The 18,834-nt window shown below is 72.3% G+C and carries 13 protein-coding genes; 10 read left to right on the forward strand and 3 right to left on the reverse strand.

From position 1 onward, the window contains the following. Positions 1–567 (forward strand): integrase core domain-containing protein (locus IEZ19_RS24415; RefSeq protein WP_189313425.1); only part of this gene is annotated, 567 nt, incomplete at its 5' end. Between the two features lie 200 nt (positions 568–767). Here the strand turns inward: IEZ19_RS24415 and IEZ19_RS24420 are convergent. Beyond that, the gene (locus IEZ19_RS24420) at positions 768–1,031 is read right to left on the reverse strand and encodes a hypothetical protein (RefSeq protein WP_189313426.1); all 264 of its coding nucleotides are present in this window, start codon (positions 1,029–1,031) and stop codon (positions 768–770) included. Between the two features lie 442 nt (positions 1,032–1,473). Between IEZ19_RS24420 and IEZ19_RS24425 the strand changes: the two genes are divergently transcribed. Then, a complete protein-coding gene (locus IEZ19_RS24425) occupies positions 1,474–3,036 on the forward strand; it encodes a hypothetical protein (protein WP_189313427.1) in 1,563 nt (520 codons plus the stop codon). Between the two features lie 306 nt (positions 3,037–3,342). Further along, positions 3,343–4,782: a DUF2786 domain-containing protein gene (locus tag IEZ19_RS24430; protein WP_189313428.1), complete on the forward strand. Its 1,440-nt coding sequence runs from the start codon at positions 3,343–3,345 to the stop codon at positions 4,780–4,782. A 270-nt stretch (positions 4,783–5,052) separates the two neighbouring features. On the opposite strand, the gene pyrE is transcribed toward IEZ19_RS24430, so the two are convergent. Next, on the reverse strand, positions 5,053–5,580 hold the full coding sequence (gene pyrE / locus IEZ19_RS24435; protein ID WP_189313429.1) for an orotate phosphoribosyltransferase: 528 nt from the start codon (positions 5,578–5,580) through the stop codon (positions 5,053–5,055). Between the two features lie 384 nt (positions 5,581–5,964). On the opposite strand from pyrE, the gene IEZ19_RS24440 reads away from it, so the two are divergent. The 7 genes from IEZ19_RS24440 (at position 5,965) to IEZ19_RS24470 (ending at position 16,220) form a co-directional block, all read left to right on the forward strand. Continuing rightward, positions 5,965–6,348 (forward strand): hypothetical protein, encoded by a 384-nt coding sequence (locus IEZ19_RS24440; protein ID WP_189313430.1) that lies wholly within the window; start codon positions 5,965–5,967, stop codon positions 6,346–6,348. Positions 6,349–6,480: 132 nt separating this feature from the next. Beyond that, positions 6,481–6,975, forward strand: a complete 495-nt coding sequence (locus IEZ19_RS24445) for a nucleotide exchange factor GrpE (RefSeq protein ID WP_229840684.1) — start codon at positions 6,481–6,483, stop codon at positions 6,973–6,975. 106 nt (positions 6,976–7,081) lie between these two features. After that, on the forward strand, positions 7,082–8,656 hold the full coding sequence (locus IEZ19_RS24450) for an Hsp70 family protein (protein WP_189313432.1): 1,575 nt from the start codon (positions 7,082–7,084) through the stop codon (positions 8,654–8,656). Positions 8,657–8,685: 29 nt separating this feature from the next. Continuing rightward, complete coding sequence (locus tag IEZ19_RS24455) at positions 8,686–11,313, forward strand: hypothetical protein (RefSeq protein WP_189313433.1); 2,628 nt, start codon at positions 8,686–8,688, stop codon at positions 11,311–11,313. A gap of 12 nt (positions 11,314–11,325) precedes the next feature. Further along, on the forward strand, positions 11,326–12,417 hold the full coding sequence (locus IEZ19_RS24460; protein ID WP_189313434.1) for a TRAFAC clade GTPase domain-containing protein: 1,092 nt from the start codon (positions 11,326–11,328) through the stop codon (positions 12,415–12,417). Positions 12,418–12,422: 5 nt separating this feature from the next. Further along, a complete protein-coding gene (locus tag IEZ19_RS24465) occupies positions 12,423–13,958 on the forward strand; it encodes a GAP1-N2 domain-containing protein (RefSeq protein ID WP_189313435.1) in 1,536 nt (511 codons plus the stop codon). 3 nt (positions 13,959–13,961) lie between these two features. Beyond that, positions 13,962–16,220: a hypothetical protein gene (locus tag IEZ19_RS24470; RefSeq protein ID WP_189313436.1), complete on the forward strand. Its 2,259-nt coding sequence runs from the start codon at positions 13,962–13,964 to the stop codon at positions 16,218–16,220. Positions 16,221–16,225: 5 nt separating this feature from the next. Here the strand turns inward: IEZ19_RS24470 and IEZ19_RS24475 are convergent, their stop codons facing one another. After that, positions 16,226–18,814 (reverse strand): NACHT domain-containing protein, encoded by a 2,589-nt coding sequence (locus tag IEZ19_RS24475; protein WP_189313437.1) that lies wholly within the window; start codon positions 18,812–18,814, stop codon positions 16,226–16,228. Positions 18,815–18,834: the final 20 nt, after the last annotated feature.

Here is an 18,834-nt window from a genome sequence, read left to right on the forward strand (position 1 = left end):
GAGGCCCTGCTCGCCTGCGATCTCTTCGAGGTCCGCACGCTGGCCGGGGCACGCCTGTACGCCTTCGCCGTCATCGAACACGCCACGAGGCGCGTCAGGATCCTGGACGCCACCGCGCACCCCACCGCGGACTGGGTCGTGCAGCTCGGGCGCAACCTCCTCATGGACCTCGACGACGCGGGCAGCACAGCCAGGTTCCTCATCCGCGACCGCGACTCCAAGTTCACCGCTGCCTTTGACGCCCTGATGACCGACACCGGAATCAAGATCGTGACTACCGGCATCCGGACACCCCGCATGAACTCCCTTATCGAGCGCTGGATTCAGACCTGCCGCAGGGAACTCCTCGATCGCATCCTCATCTGGAACCAGGGCCACCTCCTCTACGCGCTCCGCAAGTTCGAGACCCACCACAACGAGCACCGGCCACACCGAACACTGGGACAAGCCGCACCCTTGCGCCCGCTACCCGAACAGATCAACCCTCCAGCACAGCTCAGCAACCTGGACATCCGTCGACGAAACCGACTCGGCGGAACCCTCCACGAGTACCAACATGCCGCATGACCAGGCCGGATGATTTTTCGGCACCCGCAGTGCCGGGCCCTGGACCGGTGGATCGCGAAAGCCTTCGCCCCCGACCGGCTCGCCGCCACCCTCACCGCCCTCGCCCACGCCAGCGCGGCAGCGAACGCGGCCGAGACGCTCACGCCGGAGCAGGCGCAGGCCCGCAAGACGGTCAAGGACTGCGAGCGGCGTCTCGCCCGCTACAGGCCGCCCTCGAAGCCGGCGCCGACCCCGCCGTCGTCACCCAATGGATCAACGAGGCACAGGCGGACAAGGAGACGGCGCGCAAAAAGCTCGACACGCCACCTGCCGCCACTCGAAAGAAGGAGACGCCGCTCACCGCCGACCAGATCCGGCAGGTCACTGAGAGACTCGGCGACATCGCGCAACGCGTGCACGCCGTCGACGCCGAGGAGAAGGGCCCGCTCTACGAGGCGCTCGGGATCACGATCAGTTACAAACATGCACGTAGGGCCGCGACCGTTAGGTCGAGGCCCTCATCCGCGTATCGCTATAGCGAGTGTCCGAGGACCGAGTTGACGACTAACGATACGGCTGTGGTCGCGCAAGGGCGACTCCGCTGAGACCCACGGATTCGACAGGAGGGCCATATTCCCTGCGGGTCGGCGTCCCGGGCAAGACCGTCTGGGCCGAGTCCGAACTCCCGGTGGCGGAACGGTAGTCACGGGGAAGGGGAGCGAAGGCCGCCGTGGCGTTGCGTCCGGACCGGGGTCCTCCCGAGGCGTTTACGCTGTCCGGGTGAGTCCCAGGAAAAGCCGCCATGTTCGATCCACGTCCTCCTCTCCTCGCGCTGCCCGCCGCAGCGGGAATCCCGCCCGTCGGGCGCGGGCGGCCGTCGCGCGGTCCGCGCCGCGCGTACCGGCTTTGGCCCCCGCGCTGGCCACGATGGCGGAGAAGTGCGGCTCCTTCGCGCAGCTGCCGGACGCGCTGCACGCTGAGAGCTTCGTCAGCGGAGTGATCGGGCAGTTCCAGCACCGGATGCCCGATACGGCGGTCCTGTCCGACGTATTGCTCGACTTCGTCGACGCGCTGGAACGCACGGGCGAGCCCGAGCAGTACGCCCTGCTGCGCGCGCTCGCGGCAATCGGCCCGGCCAGGATCGCCGCGGCGGCCCGGGCCGCCGCGGACCGGGTGCCGGCCGGGGCGGACTGGCGGCTGCCCGCCTGGCTGCCCTCCGTCGGGCAGGTCACCCCCGGTACGTGCAGACGGTGGACCGACCGGTTCGGGGAGGCCGAGCACCTCCTCGTCACCTACCGGTACGACGAGGACGGCCCCGAGCACGCCGTGTACGTCACCCGTGACCACAGCTGGCACGGGGCGCTGTGGTCCTCGACCCTCGTCACCGAGGACCGCCTGGACGAGGTCCGCGAAGAACTCGGTAGGCAGGCCCGTAAGGAAGGGGTCGCCCTGGAGGTGATCCCGGCCCGCGAGGCACACGACGCGCTGCAGGACGCAGCTCTGGCCTTTCTGGAGCACCGACACGGGCCGCCCGAGACCGGGGACGGCTGGCCCGACCGGGACTTCTTCGAGAACCTCACCCTCACCGTGCACCGAGGGGCCGCGCTCCGGGCCGACGCCGCCCCCGATGTCCTCGCCGCCGGTACCTTGGCCGCACACCGGTCCTCAGCTCTGTCGTGGCGGGCACAGGACGCCGAGGAGCTGCAGGCGCAGTTCCTGGCCTCCCCCGAGGGCGCGCAGCTCACCACCCACGCTGCTCGCATTCTGCCTCTCAACCTGATGCGGCTCAGCGCCGACTTCATGGGCCGCGACCCGCGCCGTATCGGCCCCAGGACCCTGGACCGTCTGCTGGGCGAGCTGCTCCCCGCCTCTCTGCTCGCCCCTGACGCCCTGCTCAAGGAGCTGCCCGCCGCGGTGGAGTCGTGGTTCGGGTGGCTGGGAGAGAGACACCTGCCCGCGGGGGAACGCAAAGCGGTGGCCCGGCAGGTACGCAAGCTGGCGGCCAAGCTGCCCAAGCGCACCCGAGCGTCCCACAACCCCGCGCGCCTCTACATCGCGGACGTGGAGGAGAACGGTCACGACGGCGACGTCCTCCAGGCGGTCCTGGAGCGGCGGAGCTTCGCTGTGCCATATCCCGGCGAGCGGCTCGTCGAGCCGGGCACTCCGCCGGAACTCGTCGTGAGGCTGAACGCGCAGCGGCCCGACCTTCCCAAGGACCGGGAGGCGATTGTGCTGTGCGAGCTGCTGGCCCGCGTGCTCGACCCGGCGGAATACCCGTACCACGTCCATGTCGTCGAACAGCTCTGGGCCGATCAGCCTCGGGAGGTGTGGGAGACCGCCCAGCGACTTCGGGCGCGAGGCCTGTCCCGGGAGCGGGTCCTGGAGCTCCTCGCGAGGGCGCTCCGCCCGCATGTGCGCGAGCTTCCCGTGGGTATGGGCGGGGTCGGTTTCGACCTCAAGAAGTATCTAGACTCTCTCGCCGCCCTGTAGGGCCTGACCGACGTAGGGCAAGGCCGGAACGGCCGCGCCCTCGGCTCACGTTCGGCGTCGCTGGTCGGCTTGAATGAACGCTGTGGGTTTCAGCGAGGATGACCTGCGGGCAGCGGCCGGGCCCCGTTCCCGGAACCGAACCGTCAGGCGTGTACCTGGCGGCAGCCTCAGACAGGACGGGTTACCTGGAGTCTCTCGCGGCTCCGTGACAGAGAAGAGCGTGCCCGGGCCGCTGGCGGTCGGTGTGGTGCGGCCGCCTGCCACACTGGAGAACCGCACGGCGTGGGCAGGAAGGCGACAGCACCGATGGGCAAGCGCAACCAGGAACGGCGCAAGGCGAAGCAGAAGCAGCGCCGCCAGCAGGCACGGGGGCAGGAGCGGCGGCAGTCGACGCGCTCCGGGGCGGCCTTCGGATTCGGCGGCACCTTCGACGGCAGTGCGCAGGACGGGCCGTTCGCATTTGTGCCGCCGCCGCGCACGCCCTCACTCGCCGATGAGCTGGAGCGGGCGGTCCACGAGGTGATCGAGGCGCCCGAGGAACACGCCGAGCGGGAGATCGCCGCCGCCGCGTCCTGGCTCGCATCCGCCGAGCGACACAGGCCGGCTCTCAGCCGGGCCGTGTTCGCGATGACCGACCTACTCTTCGGTGCGCTGTGGCGCGCCGGGTGGCAGCCAGCTGACGTTGTATGGGCCGTACGCAAGGAGCTGAAGCCCCGTCATGGCCGCCTAGCGGTGGACCTGATCGCCGCCGAGGCGCGGCGGTACGCGGCCCGGGGGCTTGACCACCGTTGGGCGGCGCAGCTGAACGCGCTCGAGGCGCGCGTGTGGTGGGAGTCCGACGAACAGTGGCTGCCCGGCGTGGCCCTTCGTGAGAAGGCGGACCATCTCGATGTCGCGCGCTGCCTGATGGAGCTGCTGCGGCTGCTGTCCTGGCTGCCTGCTCTCGAGCTTCTGTGCCCGCCGCCGAACGCCTCCTCGACCGCTGCGGCGGCCCGGCCCGCGTCTCCTGAGGCGGCGCGGATGCTGGGGCGTATCCGCGCCCTTCTGACGAAAGCCGAGTCGACCGAGTTCCCCGAGGAGGCCGAGGCGCTCACAGCCAAGGCCCAGCAGCTGATGTCCGAGCACAGCATCAGCGAGGCCCTGTTGGCTGCGCGCGGCGGACACCGGGACACCCCGGCCGGTATCCGGGTGGGGGTGGAGAACCCGTACGAACAGCCCAAGGCGATCCTGCTCGAGGTGGTGGCCCAAGCCAATCGCTGCCGCTCGGTGTGGTCGAAGAACCTCGGCTTCGCCACGGTCATCGGCTTCGAGGCGGACCTGGACTCGGTGGAGCTGCTGTACACCTCGCTGCTGGTCCAGGTGGCCGCGGCCCTCCAGGCCGAAGGCGGACGCACGCATGTGGGCGGTGGCAGTCGTACCCGGTCCTTTCGCCAGTCGTTTTTGACCTCGTACGCGACCAGGATCGGCGAGCGGCTCACCGAGGCGACCGCACAGGCCACTGACGCGGCGGTGGCCGCGTCGGGTGTCTCGGGAGCGTCGGCGCGGGCAGGTGCGGATACGCCCGGGGTGCTACCCGTCCTCGCCGCCCGCCACCGGGCGGTCGAGGAGGAGACCGAACGGATCTTCCCTCAGATCTCCTACTCCCGGTCCTCGGGCATCAGTGACTGGGAAGGCTGGACGAGCGGTCGTGCGGCAGCCGACCGCGCGAGCCTCGGCACCGACAGCGGGGCCTTGCCCTCCCGCTGACCAAAACTCTGCGCCATGCACTGCCGGGTTCGGCGGCGCGCCGAGTGAGCAGGCGCCGGTGCATATGTTCGTGCGCCTGCTCTACCTGATCACCACGCGGATCTTCGCGTGACTCGTCCTTGCGGGGGCTCGTAAAGTCATCGCTGCAGGTGAGCAGCGGTGGTTCGTCGTCGCCGCCTTCACCGAGGAGAAGAGCATCGTCGACGAGTCCTCCACCCGCGTCGCCATCACCGAGACGCACGCGACAGAGTGACCTCCAACCCCCACCGTTCAGGCAGCAGCGGCCCGAAGATCCGCCGCTGTCAGCAGCGACAACAGACCGATGCCCTCGGCTGCGAGGGCATCGGCGCCGCCTTGCTCACGGTCGATCACGCACAGAGCCTCATGCACCTGAGCCCCCAGACCACGCAGGTCCTTGGTCGACAGCACAATCTGCCCTCCGCTGGTGACCACATCCTCGACGACCAGTACCCGGCGACCCTCGACATCGGCGCCTTCAGCGAGACGGCAAGTCCCATACGGCTTGGCCTGCTTACGCACAAACGCACAGGGCAGACCCGTGTGCCGGCCGAGCGCGGTCACCACGGGGATGCCGCCCATCTCCAGACCGGCCAGGACCTCGGTGCCCGAGGGCACCAGCGGGGCCATCTCCCGGGCGACGTCATCCAGCAGGACCGGGTCCCCCTCGAACCGGTACTTGTCGAAGTACTCCGTGGCAGTACGACCGGACCGGAGCGTGAACTGCCCGGTCAGATGAGAAGCAGCATGGATGCGGCGAGCAAGATCAGGAAGGGTCACAGGCGTCCAGTCTTGCAACTGCCCGCCCCGGCCAAGACACCGCCTCCCTCCAGGGCCTCACGCCACGGGCCATCGCCTTCCACGGCGACACCGTGAACAAGAAGACGACAACGTGAGCACCAAGAACCCCTGCGTCCTTCGGCCACAGGGGTTCTTTCACCGCACTACGTCGCCAACGACAGTGACGCCTTCGTCCTCATCCAACTCGTCGCGCAACAAACGCGTCCACATCAGAGCCAGTCACCGCCCCGATGATCTCCATCACCTCTGAACTCCACCGGTCACACCCGCTTGACGGCGGGATTCCCGGATTCGGGTCTGCACGAGCCCACCGTGCCGTAGGCTCGATCCACGACCTGTGTGTGGGAAACGGTGGAGGGCCTCGTGGACGTGATTGCCCCCGAACTGCTCATGGCCCTGGCCAGCGGCACCGCGGGTGCGGCGGGGGAGCAGATATGGACGTCCCTGCGGGATCTGGTCAGACGGCGGCAGCCGGGACGGGAGCCGAGCGACCAGCGCGAGTTGACCGCCCTCGCCGAGGCGCCCGGCAGCGCGGAGCGTGCCGCTGAGCTGGCCCAGGTCCTGGCCCGCCGCGCCCGCCAGGACCCTGCATTCGCGCAGGCTCTCGCGGTCTGGCGGCGGGAGGCCGAAGCCCTGGAGACCACCCGGGTCGGCGCGGGAGATGCGCACAACACGATCTCCGGGGGCACTCAGAGCACCGTCGTCCAGGCGCGGGACGTTCACGGCTCCATCAATCTCGGTGGCTGACGAGTCCATGCATGGCCGGGTGGCGCACGGGAGGGCCGGGCGTCGGCCGGGCAGCGCGATAAAGCGGGCCCCGCAGACGATCGTGACAACCTCTGCTGACGCGTCGTGCCTCTGTGGTCTACTGTGAGCGACGTGTCGGAACGAGTCGAACCCTGCGCGCTCGCAAGTGAGTTCACCGCGGCGCTCGCTCGTCAGCAACAACTCGCCGAGCGCCGCGAGGAGGTCGTGACCAGGCTGCACGACGAGGTCGAGCGGCTGCGGCGGGGCGAGATGGAAAAGGCGCTCGACCTCGTGCGCCACTCCCTGATCCGGCTCTACGACCAGATCCTGCGCCAGGCGGAACACGTCACCGGTCCGCTCGGCGTCGAGGAGTTGCGTGCGCTGCTGACCGCGCTGGCCGACGAGGCGGCGGACACCGTGGCCAGGACTGGCGTGGAGCGGTACGCCCCGCGGCCCGGCGAGGCATACGACATGGCGTTGCACCGTCCGGTGGGACGAGTCGCCGCCGAAGGCTCCGAGGCGGACCGGACCGTGGCGCGCGTTGTGGCCGCCGGATTCGTTCAAGGGGAACGGGTCGTGCGCAAGGCCGACGTCGTGGTGTCCCGGTGGGAACCGGATGCCTCGTGAACGTTTCAGCCTCCGACGGGCGCACCACGCACGACTTACACAGGACAACTGACCAACAGCAGACGGGACGGGCGCAGGCGCGGCCGTCCCGGTGGCGGGAGACCGTATGGCCGTGTACGGCATCGACCTGGGGACCACCTACTCCTGCGTCGCACGGATCGACGACGTCGGCAGACCGACCGTGCTGCGCAACATGGAAGGCGCCGACACCACGCCGTCCGTCGTCTACTTCGAGAGCGCCGACAGCGTCGTCGTGGGACAGAGTGCCAAGGACGCGACCGTCCTCGACCCCGTACACGTCGTACAACTCATCAAGCGGGACATGGGCGATGTGGTGCCGCGCGAGTTCCACGGCCGCGCGTACACACCCGAGGAGATCTCCGCCCGTATTCTGCGCAAACTCGTCGAGGACGCGAAGGCCACCGGCGGCAAAGAGGCGCGCGATGTGGTGATCAGCGTGCCCGCCTACTTCGGGCTCGCGGAGCGGGACGCCACCCGCAAGGCGGGCGAGATCGCCGGCCTGCGCGTTCTCGACGTGGTCGCCGAGCCCGTCGCGGCCGCACTCGACTACGGGGCCCTGGACGGGGACGAGGAGCGCGGGGACCGGGCCATCCTCGTGTACGACCTGGGCGGCGGCACCTTCGACACCACCGTGCTCACCCTGCGCGGGCGCGAGCTGACCGTGCTGTGCACGGACGGTGCGAAGGAGCTGGGCGGCAGCGATTTCGACGACCGGATCGTCGTGCACCTGGTGGAGCGGTTCCGCGAGCGCTTCCCGGACGTCGACGACCCGCTGTCCGACCCCCAGTCCGAGACGCAGCTGCGCAAGGACGCCGAGGAGGCGAAGAAAGCGCTGTCCTTCCGGGAGCGCTACACCGTCCGCGTCATGCACCAGGGCAGGGTCGAAGCGGTGGAGCTGACCCGGGAGAAAGTCCGGGAACTCACCGGCGACCTGCTCGACCGCACCGTCGACATCACCCGCCGCACGGTCGAACTCGCCGCCGAGCACGGTGTGTCGCACTTCGACGAGGTGCTGCTGGTCGGCGGCGCCACCAAGATGCCCGCGGTGGCCGAGGCCCTGCGCACCCAGTTCGGCTTCGAACCCAAGCTGCACAACCCGGACCTCGCGGTGGCCCGCGGCGCCGCGATCTACGCGCTGGACCGGGCCGCGTACATCGTCTCCAGCGGTGAACTCCCCGCGGACCAGCTGCCGGTAGTGCCGGAGACGGGGCTCACGCACCGCCCGTACCAGATCTCCACCGTGGCTTCGCGCGGCTACGGCATCCAGCTCGTGGAGCGGGACACGGACCGGCGCTACGTCTTTCACCTGGTGCACGCCAACGACCCCCTGCCCGTGTCGGTGACCGACGAGTTCTACACCACGCACGCGGGGCAGCGCAGCGTGCGCATCCGCGTGATGGAGCAGGCGGGCGTGGAGGAGTCCGAGGAGCTGGCACACAACGCCTGTGTCGCCGAGGGCCACCTGGCCATTCCGCCGGGTAAACCCGAGAACTGGCCCATCCAGTGCGTCTACACACTGGACTCCTCCGGACTCCTCGGCGTCGTCGCCGTCGAGAAGGAGAGCGGCGAGAAGCTCGAACTGACCGTGCAGATCGGAGGCATGACACCGGACGCGGTCGCCACCGCACGAGACGCTCTGAGCCGCCAGCGCTTCAGCTGACACGGGGGGGAAGGACGGGGGACCACGCCGTGGCGTTCGACGAGCAGCGCTACCGGCGCGAGGTGCTCGACGCCGGACTGCCGGTGACCGAAGACCTGCGCACCCGCTACCAGTTGCCGCGGCGCCTGGACGGGCCCGCGGTCACCGAGACGGTCGCCGCGGTCCGCGCCTGCTGGCGCCGCAACCGCGCCCGCCTCAACTACCGCCCGGTCATCGAGGAACTCGAGGCCGGGCACCTCATTCACCGGCCGCTGTTCGACGCCGCCGCCGACGGCGACCTGGGCCCGCTGCGGGCGGGCGTGGCCGAGTGCGACGAGCAGGCCGAGTCCGGGCAGGCGGCCCTGCGCGCGACACTGCAGGAGGCCGCGGGCAGGCTCGGCCTGCTCGCCGAGGCCACCGCCTCGGAAGCCGCCGCGGCACACCGGGTGAGCGAGGCGCAGGTGAGGGACCTGCTGCCCGGACTCGGGCTGCGCATAGCCGAACCGGACCTGCTGCCCCGGGACGTGCCGCACCCCGCCTGTGCCCGCTGCGCCCGTCACCTGGAGGTGCTGCGGCTGCGCCACCTCGACGACTTCCTTGCCGCCGGCACTCCGGGGGGCCGCACCCCGCGGCCCGTACGTCTCTTCGACGCGCCGCCCGTCGAGGCTGGGGCCGTGGAGGAGGCGGCCCGCCGCTGGGGCCGGCTGCCGCACAGTGCCGCGCACACGGCCGCCCAGGCCGTGGCCGCGGCCGTGCGCCGGTTAATGGCCGACCAGGGCGCCGAGGGCCTCGCGCAGCTGCGGTTGTACGAGGTGGCGGTGCCGCTTCGGGAGAGGCTCGCCGCACGCGCCACCTCGGCCACCCTTCTCGGCCAAGCCACCGCGGAGTTGTCGATCGCCGAACCGGACGCGCGGCGGCTGGTGTTCGCGGTGCTTCACGAGGAGGCCGGGAATCCGCTGGAGGGACGGCTGCGGCGGCTGACGGCGGACGGGTGGCTCGCGGAGGCGGCGGCCGTCGCCGACCGCCTGCCCGCCGACGCGTTACCCGAAGACGCTCGCGCCTTGGTCGCCCACGTGCGAGGGAAGCTGGCCGAGGCCCGCGCCCTGGTCGACCGCGCCCGGGGGCTGCCGGCCCGGGACGCCGACCTGGCCTGGGAGCTGCTGGAACAGGCGGAGGCCGTCGCCCGCGACGTGCCGTTCGCCGACGCCGTTCGCCGGGCCCTCACGGTCCGCCCGATCTCCGGCCTGACCGCCACGCCCGACGGCACGGGCGTCGCCCTGACGTGGCGGCCCAGCTCGTCCACGGCGGGCGAGCCCGAGTACGTGCTGCTGCGCGCCGAACGCCGCCCGCCGCAGGGCCCGGCCGACGGAACCGGGCTGCCGCTGCCGTCGCCGCGGGCCACCTCGTTCGTGGACCGCTCGGCACCCGCCTGTGTCCCGCTGTACTACGGGGTCGCCGTGCGCCGGGCCGCCGAACCCGACAGTGTGCCCTCGCCGCTCGCGGTGTGCGGACCCGTCACGCACTGGCCCGACGTCAGCGGCGTGCAGATGCGCCCCGAGGACCGCGTGATCACCGCCACCTGGACCAGCCCGGCGCAGGCCCGGTCCGTCGAGGTCGTCCGCGCTGGGCCGGACGGCGAGGACGTGCGGGTCGCGGCTCGCCCCGACGGCTTCACGGACGGCGGGCTCGCCAACGGCACGACGTACCGCTACCGCATCCGCGTCGTCTACCGCGCCGACGACGGGCGGCCCGTGCGCACGGGCGGCGTCTCGCTCACCGCCACACCCCTCGGGCCGCCCGAGCCGGTCACGGACCTGGAGATCCGCCGCGTGGACGGTGAGCTCCTGGCCTCCTTCGACTCGCCGCCCGGCGGCGAGGTGCGCCTGTACGGCTTGGGCGACGTACCCCCGTGGCCGCCCGGCACCCGGCTGCGCGCAGCGGAACTGCCCGGGCGGCCGATCACGGCCCGGCACGCCCCCGAGGGGCTGCGGTTCCCGCCGCCGGACCGGCCGACGGTGGTGCTGGCGGTCACCGTCGCCGGGGAACGCGCCGTCACCGGAGCGCACGCGGTCGCCGCCGTGCGGCCGCTCGGCACCCTCATCCTCACCCGGCACGGCGGTACGGGCGTGGCCGTCGTCCTCGACTGGCCGCCCGACGCCGGCGACGAGGTCGAGGTCACCTGGCGGACCCCCGGCGAGCAGGACGAGCGTCGGCGCACCGTCGGCCGGGCCGCCTACCGGCACGAGGCGGGCGTGCGGCTGCCCGTCGCGGACGGCGCCGGGGTGGAGGTCGAGGTGCGGCCGGTGGCCGTGCTCGGCGGGCTGCGTGCGTACGGCCCGCCGAGCACGGCGGTGCTGCCGGCGCGCACCGACGTCGGTTACCGGCTTCGGCGGCACGGCATGCCCGGACGGCGCACGGTCACCGCCGTGTTCACCGCGCCCGCCCCCGCACGGGCCGAGCGGCTGCTGCTGGTGCGTTCCCACGGCCCGGTCTGGCCGCTGGAGCCCGCCGACGGGGACGTCCTCGCGGATCTCGCCGAGGTGGAGCTCGACCCGGGGCGGGATGTGCGGCTGTCCGCGCGGCTGCCCCGCGGTCCGGGCGGCTGGCTGCGCTGCTTCGCCGTCGGTGAGGGGCTCGTCCTGCGGGACCCGCCGCACCACACGCTCAAGATCACCTAAGAGGCAGGGGACATGAGACCGACGCGCCGTCGCAGCTGGGTGTGCCCGCACTGCTTCCGCAACGTCACCAGGGCGCAGATCGCCTACGTCTGTGTGAGCGGCACCGCCGCCTGCTCCGAGGGCAAGGGCTTGACGTCCGCCGACCCTCGGACCGGTTCGGTGGTGTGCCGCACCTGCGGCCGCACTGCCACCCGGCTGCGCTGCACGGCCTGCGGGGCCCGGCTGCCCGAGGGCTATCTACGCACCCCCGGGAAACTGGTGGCGCTCGCAGGCCCCGTCAGCTCGGGAAAGAGCACCTACATCGCCGTCCTCGTGCACGAGTTGCTGCACCGCCTTGGCGCCGAACTCGACGCGGCCCTGCTGCCCTGCGACGACGACACCATGGCCGACTACCACGAACGGTACGAGCGGCACCTGTACGAGGAGCAGCACACCGTCCCCAAGACTGCCGAGCACGACGGCGGCCGGCCCCTGGTGCACCGCCTCGGCCGCACCCGGCGGGGCCGCTTCGGGCGCGCCCGCGAACAGGTGCTGACCCTGGTGTTCCTCGACACCGCGGGCGAACATTTCACCTCACGGGACCGCATGGAGGCCCAACTGCGCTACCTCACCGCGGCCGACGCCGTCGTCGTCCTCGTCGACCCGCAGGACCTGTCCGGCTCCCCACTGAAGGACCAGGACGGGGTGCCGGGCAGGTCCGGCGAGGTACTGGCGCGGGTACTCGGTCACCTCGGCGGCGGTGGGAAGGTGACTGTTCCAGTCGCCGTCGCCCTTACCAAGGCCGACCTGCTGTGGCCCCACCTGCCGGACAACTCCCCCCTGCACCGCACCCGCCGCCCGGGGCCAGTCTTCGACGCCGACGACCGCGCCGCTGTTCACGCCGAACTCCAGGCCCTGCTGAACCGCTGGCAGGAGCACCAACTCGACGCGCGGCTGCGGCGGTTCTGCACGGACTACCAGCTGTTCGCCCTCTCCACGCTCGGTACCCCGCCACAGCGCGGCGGCGGCCTCGGCCACGGCGGCGTCGTACGGCCGCACCGCGTGGAGGATCCCCTGATGTGGCTGCTGCACCGCTTCGGCGCCCTCGACCGGGGACAGGGGTGACCGGCATGGCCGGACAGGCTCACTACACCTCCGCCCCGCCGTCGGCCGCCGGCCCCCACGGTGGCTTCCGCTTCACCGCCGTCTCCCCGGCGGCCCGCCCCGCGCTCGGCGTCCTGCGACCCCTGACGGGGTACACGCCCCCGCCGGGGGCCGTCCAACCTGCTGAATGTCCCAAGGCGTTCGCCTACGACCGCCCCGACGACGACACGGCCGTACTGACCCGCACCCGCTTCACCGGCCAGGACTACACTGGGCGCCTGGGCAACCACTTCTGCCACGCCCTCTGCGCCGGCCCCGGCGAACTGGCGGGCCTGCGCCCCGTCGAGTTGTGGGACACCCCGCAGTGGGCACCGTCCCCCGCGCCCGACGACGGCCACGCCCTGCCCGACCTGGCTGAACTCGTGCCCGGCAGCGCCGTCGGGCCCGACCGCGTCCGCCGGCTGCTGGACGCCGCGGGTGAAGCGGGAGTCCGTCTCCTGGAGCGGCTGCTGACCGTGGCCTTGCGGGCGCTCGCCGACGAGGGCACGGGCGCGACCCTGGTCTCCACGGACCCGGAACGTGTCGTCGACTGGATCGCCGCGGTCTCCTACACCCTCCCGGCGGGACTGACCGCCCGTCTGACGTTCACGACGTACACGGCGCGGCCGGAGGACGACCACCGCCATCTGACCGGAACTCGGCCCGAGACCGGGCAGCGGGCGCCGGCGCCGGTGTTCGACCTCGACGGGCTGGGGGAGCACGGAGGTCCGGAGCCGTGCGCGACGGCGCGGTTCCTGGCGGGCGCGTGGGACAGCGGGCGCCTGGATCTGGTGGACGCGGTGGCCGAGCTGTGGGACGCGGCTCCGGACGAGGGCGCCGGGGCGGGCGTACGGCGACTGCGGGTCGCCTGCGCACTGCTCGCGCCGGACGGCACGGCCGGGGACCTGGTGCAGGCGACGTTCGCCCCGTCGTGGACCACCCCCACGAACTCGCTCCCTGACGGGCGAACGCCGCCTGCCGGGGCACCGGCCGGGGAGGAGTCCGGGCTTGCGGGTTTCGTACGGGCGGTGGCGGAGCTGCGGCCGCAGGCGGCGGGTGTCCCGCCAAAGCGCGTACGGGACGCGGCCGAACGTCACCTCGCCACCCTGACGGCACCACTCGGCGACGTACGGGCCGCGCTCGCGCCGCTGCCCGAGCCCTACCGGGGCGCCGTCCTGGCCGGGCTGCTCACCGCGCTCGAGGCCGCCGCCGAGTCGTGGGCCGAGGTACTGGACGCCCAGGCGTGCGCCTTCCTCGCCTCCCTCGCCGACGGAGCACCGGGCGGGGTACAGGACGTGCTCGCCGAAGCCCCCGGCACCACGCTGCACGTGCTGCGCCGGGCACCCGAAGAGCCGCGCCGGGCCGGCCTGAGGATCCTGCGGCTGTACCGGCGGGGGCTGTGGGAGGAGAGGGAGACCTACGAGGCCCTGCGCGACCTGGTGCGCGCCGAGGAGCCGGAGCCCGAGCGGGAACGGGGACCACGGCTGTCGTGGCGGCGCGGGTCCACGCGGGAGAAGGAGTGAGCTGTGGCCAACCCTGTCGTTCTCCTCCTGATGGTCGTCCTGCTGGCCGCCCTGATCGCCGGCCACGGTGTGCTCGTGACCCTGCCTCGTCTCGTGCTGTCCCAACTGGGCATCTTCTGGCGGACGTTCGGTGCGGTTGCGGGCGTAGCAGCCGCCCCGGATGGCGAACCGGCCACCCCCGCCTACTTCCGCGTCACCGCGCTGCGAGACCTGCGCGCGGCCTGGTGGGACGGTCTCGACGAGCACACACGGCTGATGAGCGACGCCGAGCGGTTCATGGACCGCTGCGTGGGAATCTTCGCCCGCTCCTCGCGGCACGGCGCGAGGTGGGGACAGCGTTTTCTGGCGGTCGTCCTGGCCCCTGTCCTCGTGGTCACGATGACCGCCGTCGTCCTGACCGCGACCGCGCTGAGTCTCCTCCCGCTGCTGTTCTCACTCCTGTTCTGGGCCCTGTGCTGCGCGCTGTGGACGCTGTGGTGGGTGATGTGGGCCGCGGTCGAGCGGGCGGGACGGGCACTGCGCCACGGGCCGGCGCCGTGCCCGTACACGGACTGTGGCCGCACCGTCGTGCGGCCCGTACGCCTGTGCCCCCGCTGCGGCGCCCGCCACGGTGCGCTGACCCCGAACCGGTACGGCGCGCTGCACCACCGCTGCCGCTGCGGCACCCGCCTGCCCGCCGTTCTCGGCGTCCGCCGCCTGGCCGCGAGCTGCCCGCACTGCCGGAACCCACTGCCCACCGGATACGAGCGGGCCCGGGTCGTGGTGCTTGTCGGTGGCCCGCGCGAGCAGCGCAGCGGTGTCCACCGGCAGGGCCTGACCGAACTGGGCGCCCCGCCAGGGAGCGAACCGCCGCTGGTGCGCTTGGGCCGGACGCCCTTGCTCTGGTACGACCCGGCCGATGACGCGTACCGCAATCAGGAGTCGGTCGCCCGGCTGGAGGTGCTGGGCCGGGCCGACGGACTGCTGCTGGTGGTGGACGACCCGGCCGCGCACAGCATCGCCGTGCACGCCGTCACCCGCGTCCTGCACGTCGTGAGCGCCCTGCCCGCGCGCCGCCGCCCACGCCGTCTCGCGCTGCTGTACACTCGGGCCGCACAGGGCGACGACATGGCCGTACGCGCCGAGCTGGAAGCGGCCGACGGCGGTCATCTGCTGCGCGCCCTCGACGCCACCAGCATCCCGGTGCGGTGTGTCCCGGCCTTCTCTCTCGCCGGGCTCCCCCAGTGGCTGGCCGGGACGCACGGCACCCCGGCCCTGGGTGGGAGTATCGCCCCACCGCCCGTGCCCTGCCCCGGAGGTGTCGCGGTCCGGCTGCCGCGCCACCGCGTGGCCCGCCACAGCCTCCTGGTCGCCCAACTTGCCGGGTTCCTGGCCGTGCCGCTCGTCCTGGCCCTCCTCCAGGCGGGCCTCCTGCCACCGCACGCGTTCCTCGGTCTGCCCTCCGCCTACGACAAGTGGCGGCATCCGCTGACCGGTTCGGTCCACCAGGTCGACCTCATGGTCGCCGCCAACCGCGACTGGCCGGGTCTCAGCGTCAGTTACGCGGCTCCGGGGCACCCGCCCTCGGCGGCGCTGCCCGGGCACGCCGGATACTGGTCGGTCACCGGCTCTCCGGAGAAGAACGACTGGCTGCGCGTCGACTTCGGGATGCCGTTGCCGCTGAGCGAGGTCTCGGTGGACTTCGACCCGGACACCATCGAGGGGCCCTTCTCGTTGAGCGCCGACGTGGAGGGACAGGTCGGCGCTCGTACCGTCTGGGAGTTCAACTCCGGTAAATGGCACAGCCGCAGAACGGGAGGTGGCCAGTACAGCATCGGCAAGACGTACGGCTACGACATCCCCTACCAGCACACCGTCGACTCCATCCGCATCGGCCTCCGCTCGCTGTTGGACAAGGGCCAGGCGAAGAAGCTGCGCCTGCGCGAGTTCAACATCCGCTGGACCAGCTCCGACGCCCTGCGCCTGCACCCGGTGGAGGGCGGCCGGCTCCGCATCGAGAACACCACCGCCCGCGACCTCGCCATCGTCGTACGACCGCCACTGCTGCCCGCGGGGTGGCACGCCAGGCTCGTGGGACGTCCGCCCCGGGTGCTGCGGGCCGAGGACACGTACGAGGCCCGCTGGCGGATCACGGCGCCGAGCGGCGCCACGGGCCGCATCCCGATCGCCTACGCCGTCGACGCCGGCGAGGACGGGCACACGGTGACGTCCCGCTGCCTGGCCCTGCTCACGGCCGTGGGAAGGACCGAGTCGCTCTGCTGAGGGCCTCAGTGGGTCCAGCGCGGCCCGGCGAAGTCGGCCAGAGCCGTGCCCAGCCGGTCGTCGACGCTCGGGGTGAAACCGAGCGGCAGCACGAAGTACCAGCCGTCGCCCATGCGGGAGCGGCGCGGTGGGCGCGGGGTCTCGGGGGCCAGCCGGACCTGGAGCGCGTAGAAGCCCGCGTCCCGGCCCCGGACGATCACCCGGCGTACGGTGATTTTCTCTACGTGGTGCCATCCATAGGAACGGCGCCTGCGTCCCGTGACGGAGGTGACGCCGTCCCGGGTCAGCTCCAGCTCGATCCGCCGGCGCGGCATGAGGAAGCCGATCACCGTGATCAGGACGCCGAGGAAGGGCAGGAACAGCATCGCCAGCCAGTTGACGGCGTGCTGCCACTGGCCGCTCACGCTGAAGCGTACGAGGAAGACGGCCAACAGGGGTCCCAGCACCGTCCAGTGGGCCAGCGGCAGCCTGCGGGAGCGGCCCCGCAGGTGGTAATGGTCCGCGGTGCTCTCCACCGTGAAGTGCCGGGAGTCCGCGAGCGCCGGAACGCGCGGCGGCTCGCGGGTGGTTGCCGCGCTCCGCTCCTGGGCGCGCCGCCCCGCCAGGTGGTCCTGGAGCCTGCGGTTGCGGAATCGGTACGTGCCGCCCGACAGCTGCAGCAGGCCCGCCGCCCGCGCGTCCCTGAGGAAGGTCATGAGCGACCAGGGCACCCGTCCGGTCGCCGCCAGGGAGCACTTGGCGAGGATCCAGCGGCTCCACGGACTGAGCAGCACGAACATCGCGGAGGCACCGGCCCAGGCCCCGAACGCAGGCCACCAGCTGCCCGAACCGTGCGGGTCGAGCCAGAAGAGGGAACCCGCACCGACACCGATGAGCGGAGCCACGAGTGTGAGCGTGGTGACGAGCGCCGTCTGTTCGCCGCGCAGGAGTTCGCCCGGCGTGGCGGCATCCACAGTGTCGGCGGGTGCCGCGTACACGATCATCAGCAGGACCGGCAGCACGGCACCGATCGCGAGCACGACCAGGGTGGGGTCCGGCGCCACGAAGACGTACAGCGCGAGGAGCAGGACGACGAGGGCGGGACCGCCCGTGAGTGCCGCGAGACGCACCCGTGGGCCGACCCGCGCGTGCCGGTCGACGGAGCGCAGGGCGTGGATGAACAGCAGTGGGTTGGCGCTGCGGCGGGGCTCGGCGAGGCGTTGGCCGAACCAGCCCGCGGTGACGGACCGCGCGAGGGCCGCCAGGACGATCCCGAACATCACGTCGGTCGTCACGCTGAGGTCGCCCAGCCCGGAGGTCGTCGCATAATCGGACATGGGCGCCCTGATGACGAAGGACAGCAGGATGCCGGCCGTCATCAGTGCGGGCACCGCGAGCAGCCGGGGCAGCGGCGCCGCGTACAGCCGCCACCAGGCGAGCTCGGACTCCTCCCGGCGGCTGAGCAGCAGCGCCAGGTACGACAGCCAGGCATCGGCCCGTTCGGCGTCCCAGGCACGGGGCGGGTGCAGCCGGCCGGGGTCCGGCGGACGTGCCGGAAACGCGGCGGGCACGATCCGGTCAAGCAGGTGCGCCTCGACGGCCTCCCGGGTGGGGAAGCGCTCCCGTTCCGTCAACTCGCCCGGGTCGGCCGGGGGATGCTCGTACGAGCGGCGCACCAGCCACACCATCAGGGGACTGCTCAGGGCCCACGAGACCGGCGCGGAGGGCTGATTGCGGAGGGTGTCCAGCAGGTCGGCCCAGGCGGCGGCGCGGGCCCGCGGCCGGGCCCTGCGAAGGTAGTCCGCCACCTCCTCCGGGCGCAAGGGCAGCGACTCGATGACGGTGGCGTGCCGCAGGCCCTTGCCGTCCCGGTCGAGGTCGGCGTACTCGGCCGTACGGGAGACGAGTACGGCGTCCCCGTCGCCGCCGAGGCCGGTGTTGAGGGCATCGATGACCTCGGTACGGCGGTGCGCGGGGAGTTCGTCGAGGCCGTCGAGGACGGGCAGCACCCGTCGGTCCAGGACCAGCCGACGGGCCGGGTGGACGCCTTCCACGGGCGGCAGACCGGGGTGGTCCTGGTGCAGCCGGTCCACGAGCCACTCGGTCAGCGACTGCCGCCGGGTGTCCCAGGACTCCAGCGACAGCACGAGCGGGATCGGTACCTCGTGCTCGCCCTGGGTGAGCCGGCGGGCGAGCAGCTCGAGGGTGAGCAGGACGGACAGGACGGACTTGCCGGACCCCGCCGTGCCGAGCACGACCAGCCGCCGCCGTGGGCCGAGCCTCAGGAACGTCCCGGCGATGGTGTCCGCCCCGGAGCCCGCCGGGAGGTACTCCCCGGCGGACGCCACCCGGCGGCTGGCCGTCCAGCGCACGGGCAGCGGCTGCGGGTCGGTCATGTCCCAGGCGTCGGCCTCGGCCCGCCAGCGGTACAGGAGGCTGCGGGCGAGTCTTCGCTCGGCCGCGGCCAGCGGGGCGTCGTCATCGGGCGCGTCCACCCGCAGGTTGACATTGAGGTCGCCTTGGAGGATCCCGATCTGGATCAGGTACTCGGCAGTGCAGTCGACCGCGGTGTTGGTGATCTGCGGCCCACGGCCCGACCCCGTCTGCCTCTCCATGTGCGTCCGCCCCCGTCGTC

This window comes from Streptomyces brasiliensis (assembly GCF_014647875.1).
In the GTDB taxonomy this organism is placed as follows: Bacteria; Actinomycetota; Actinomycetes; order Streptomycetales; family Streptomycetaceae; genus Streptomyces; species Streptomyces brasiliensis.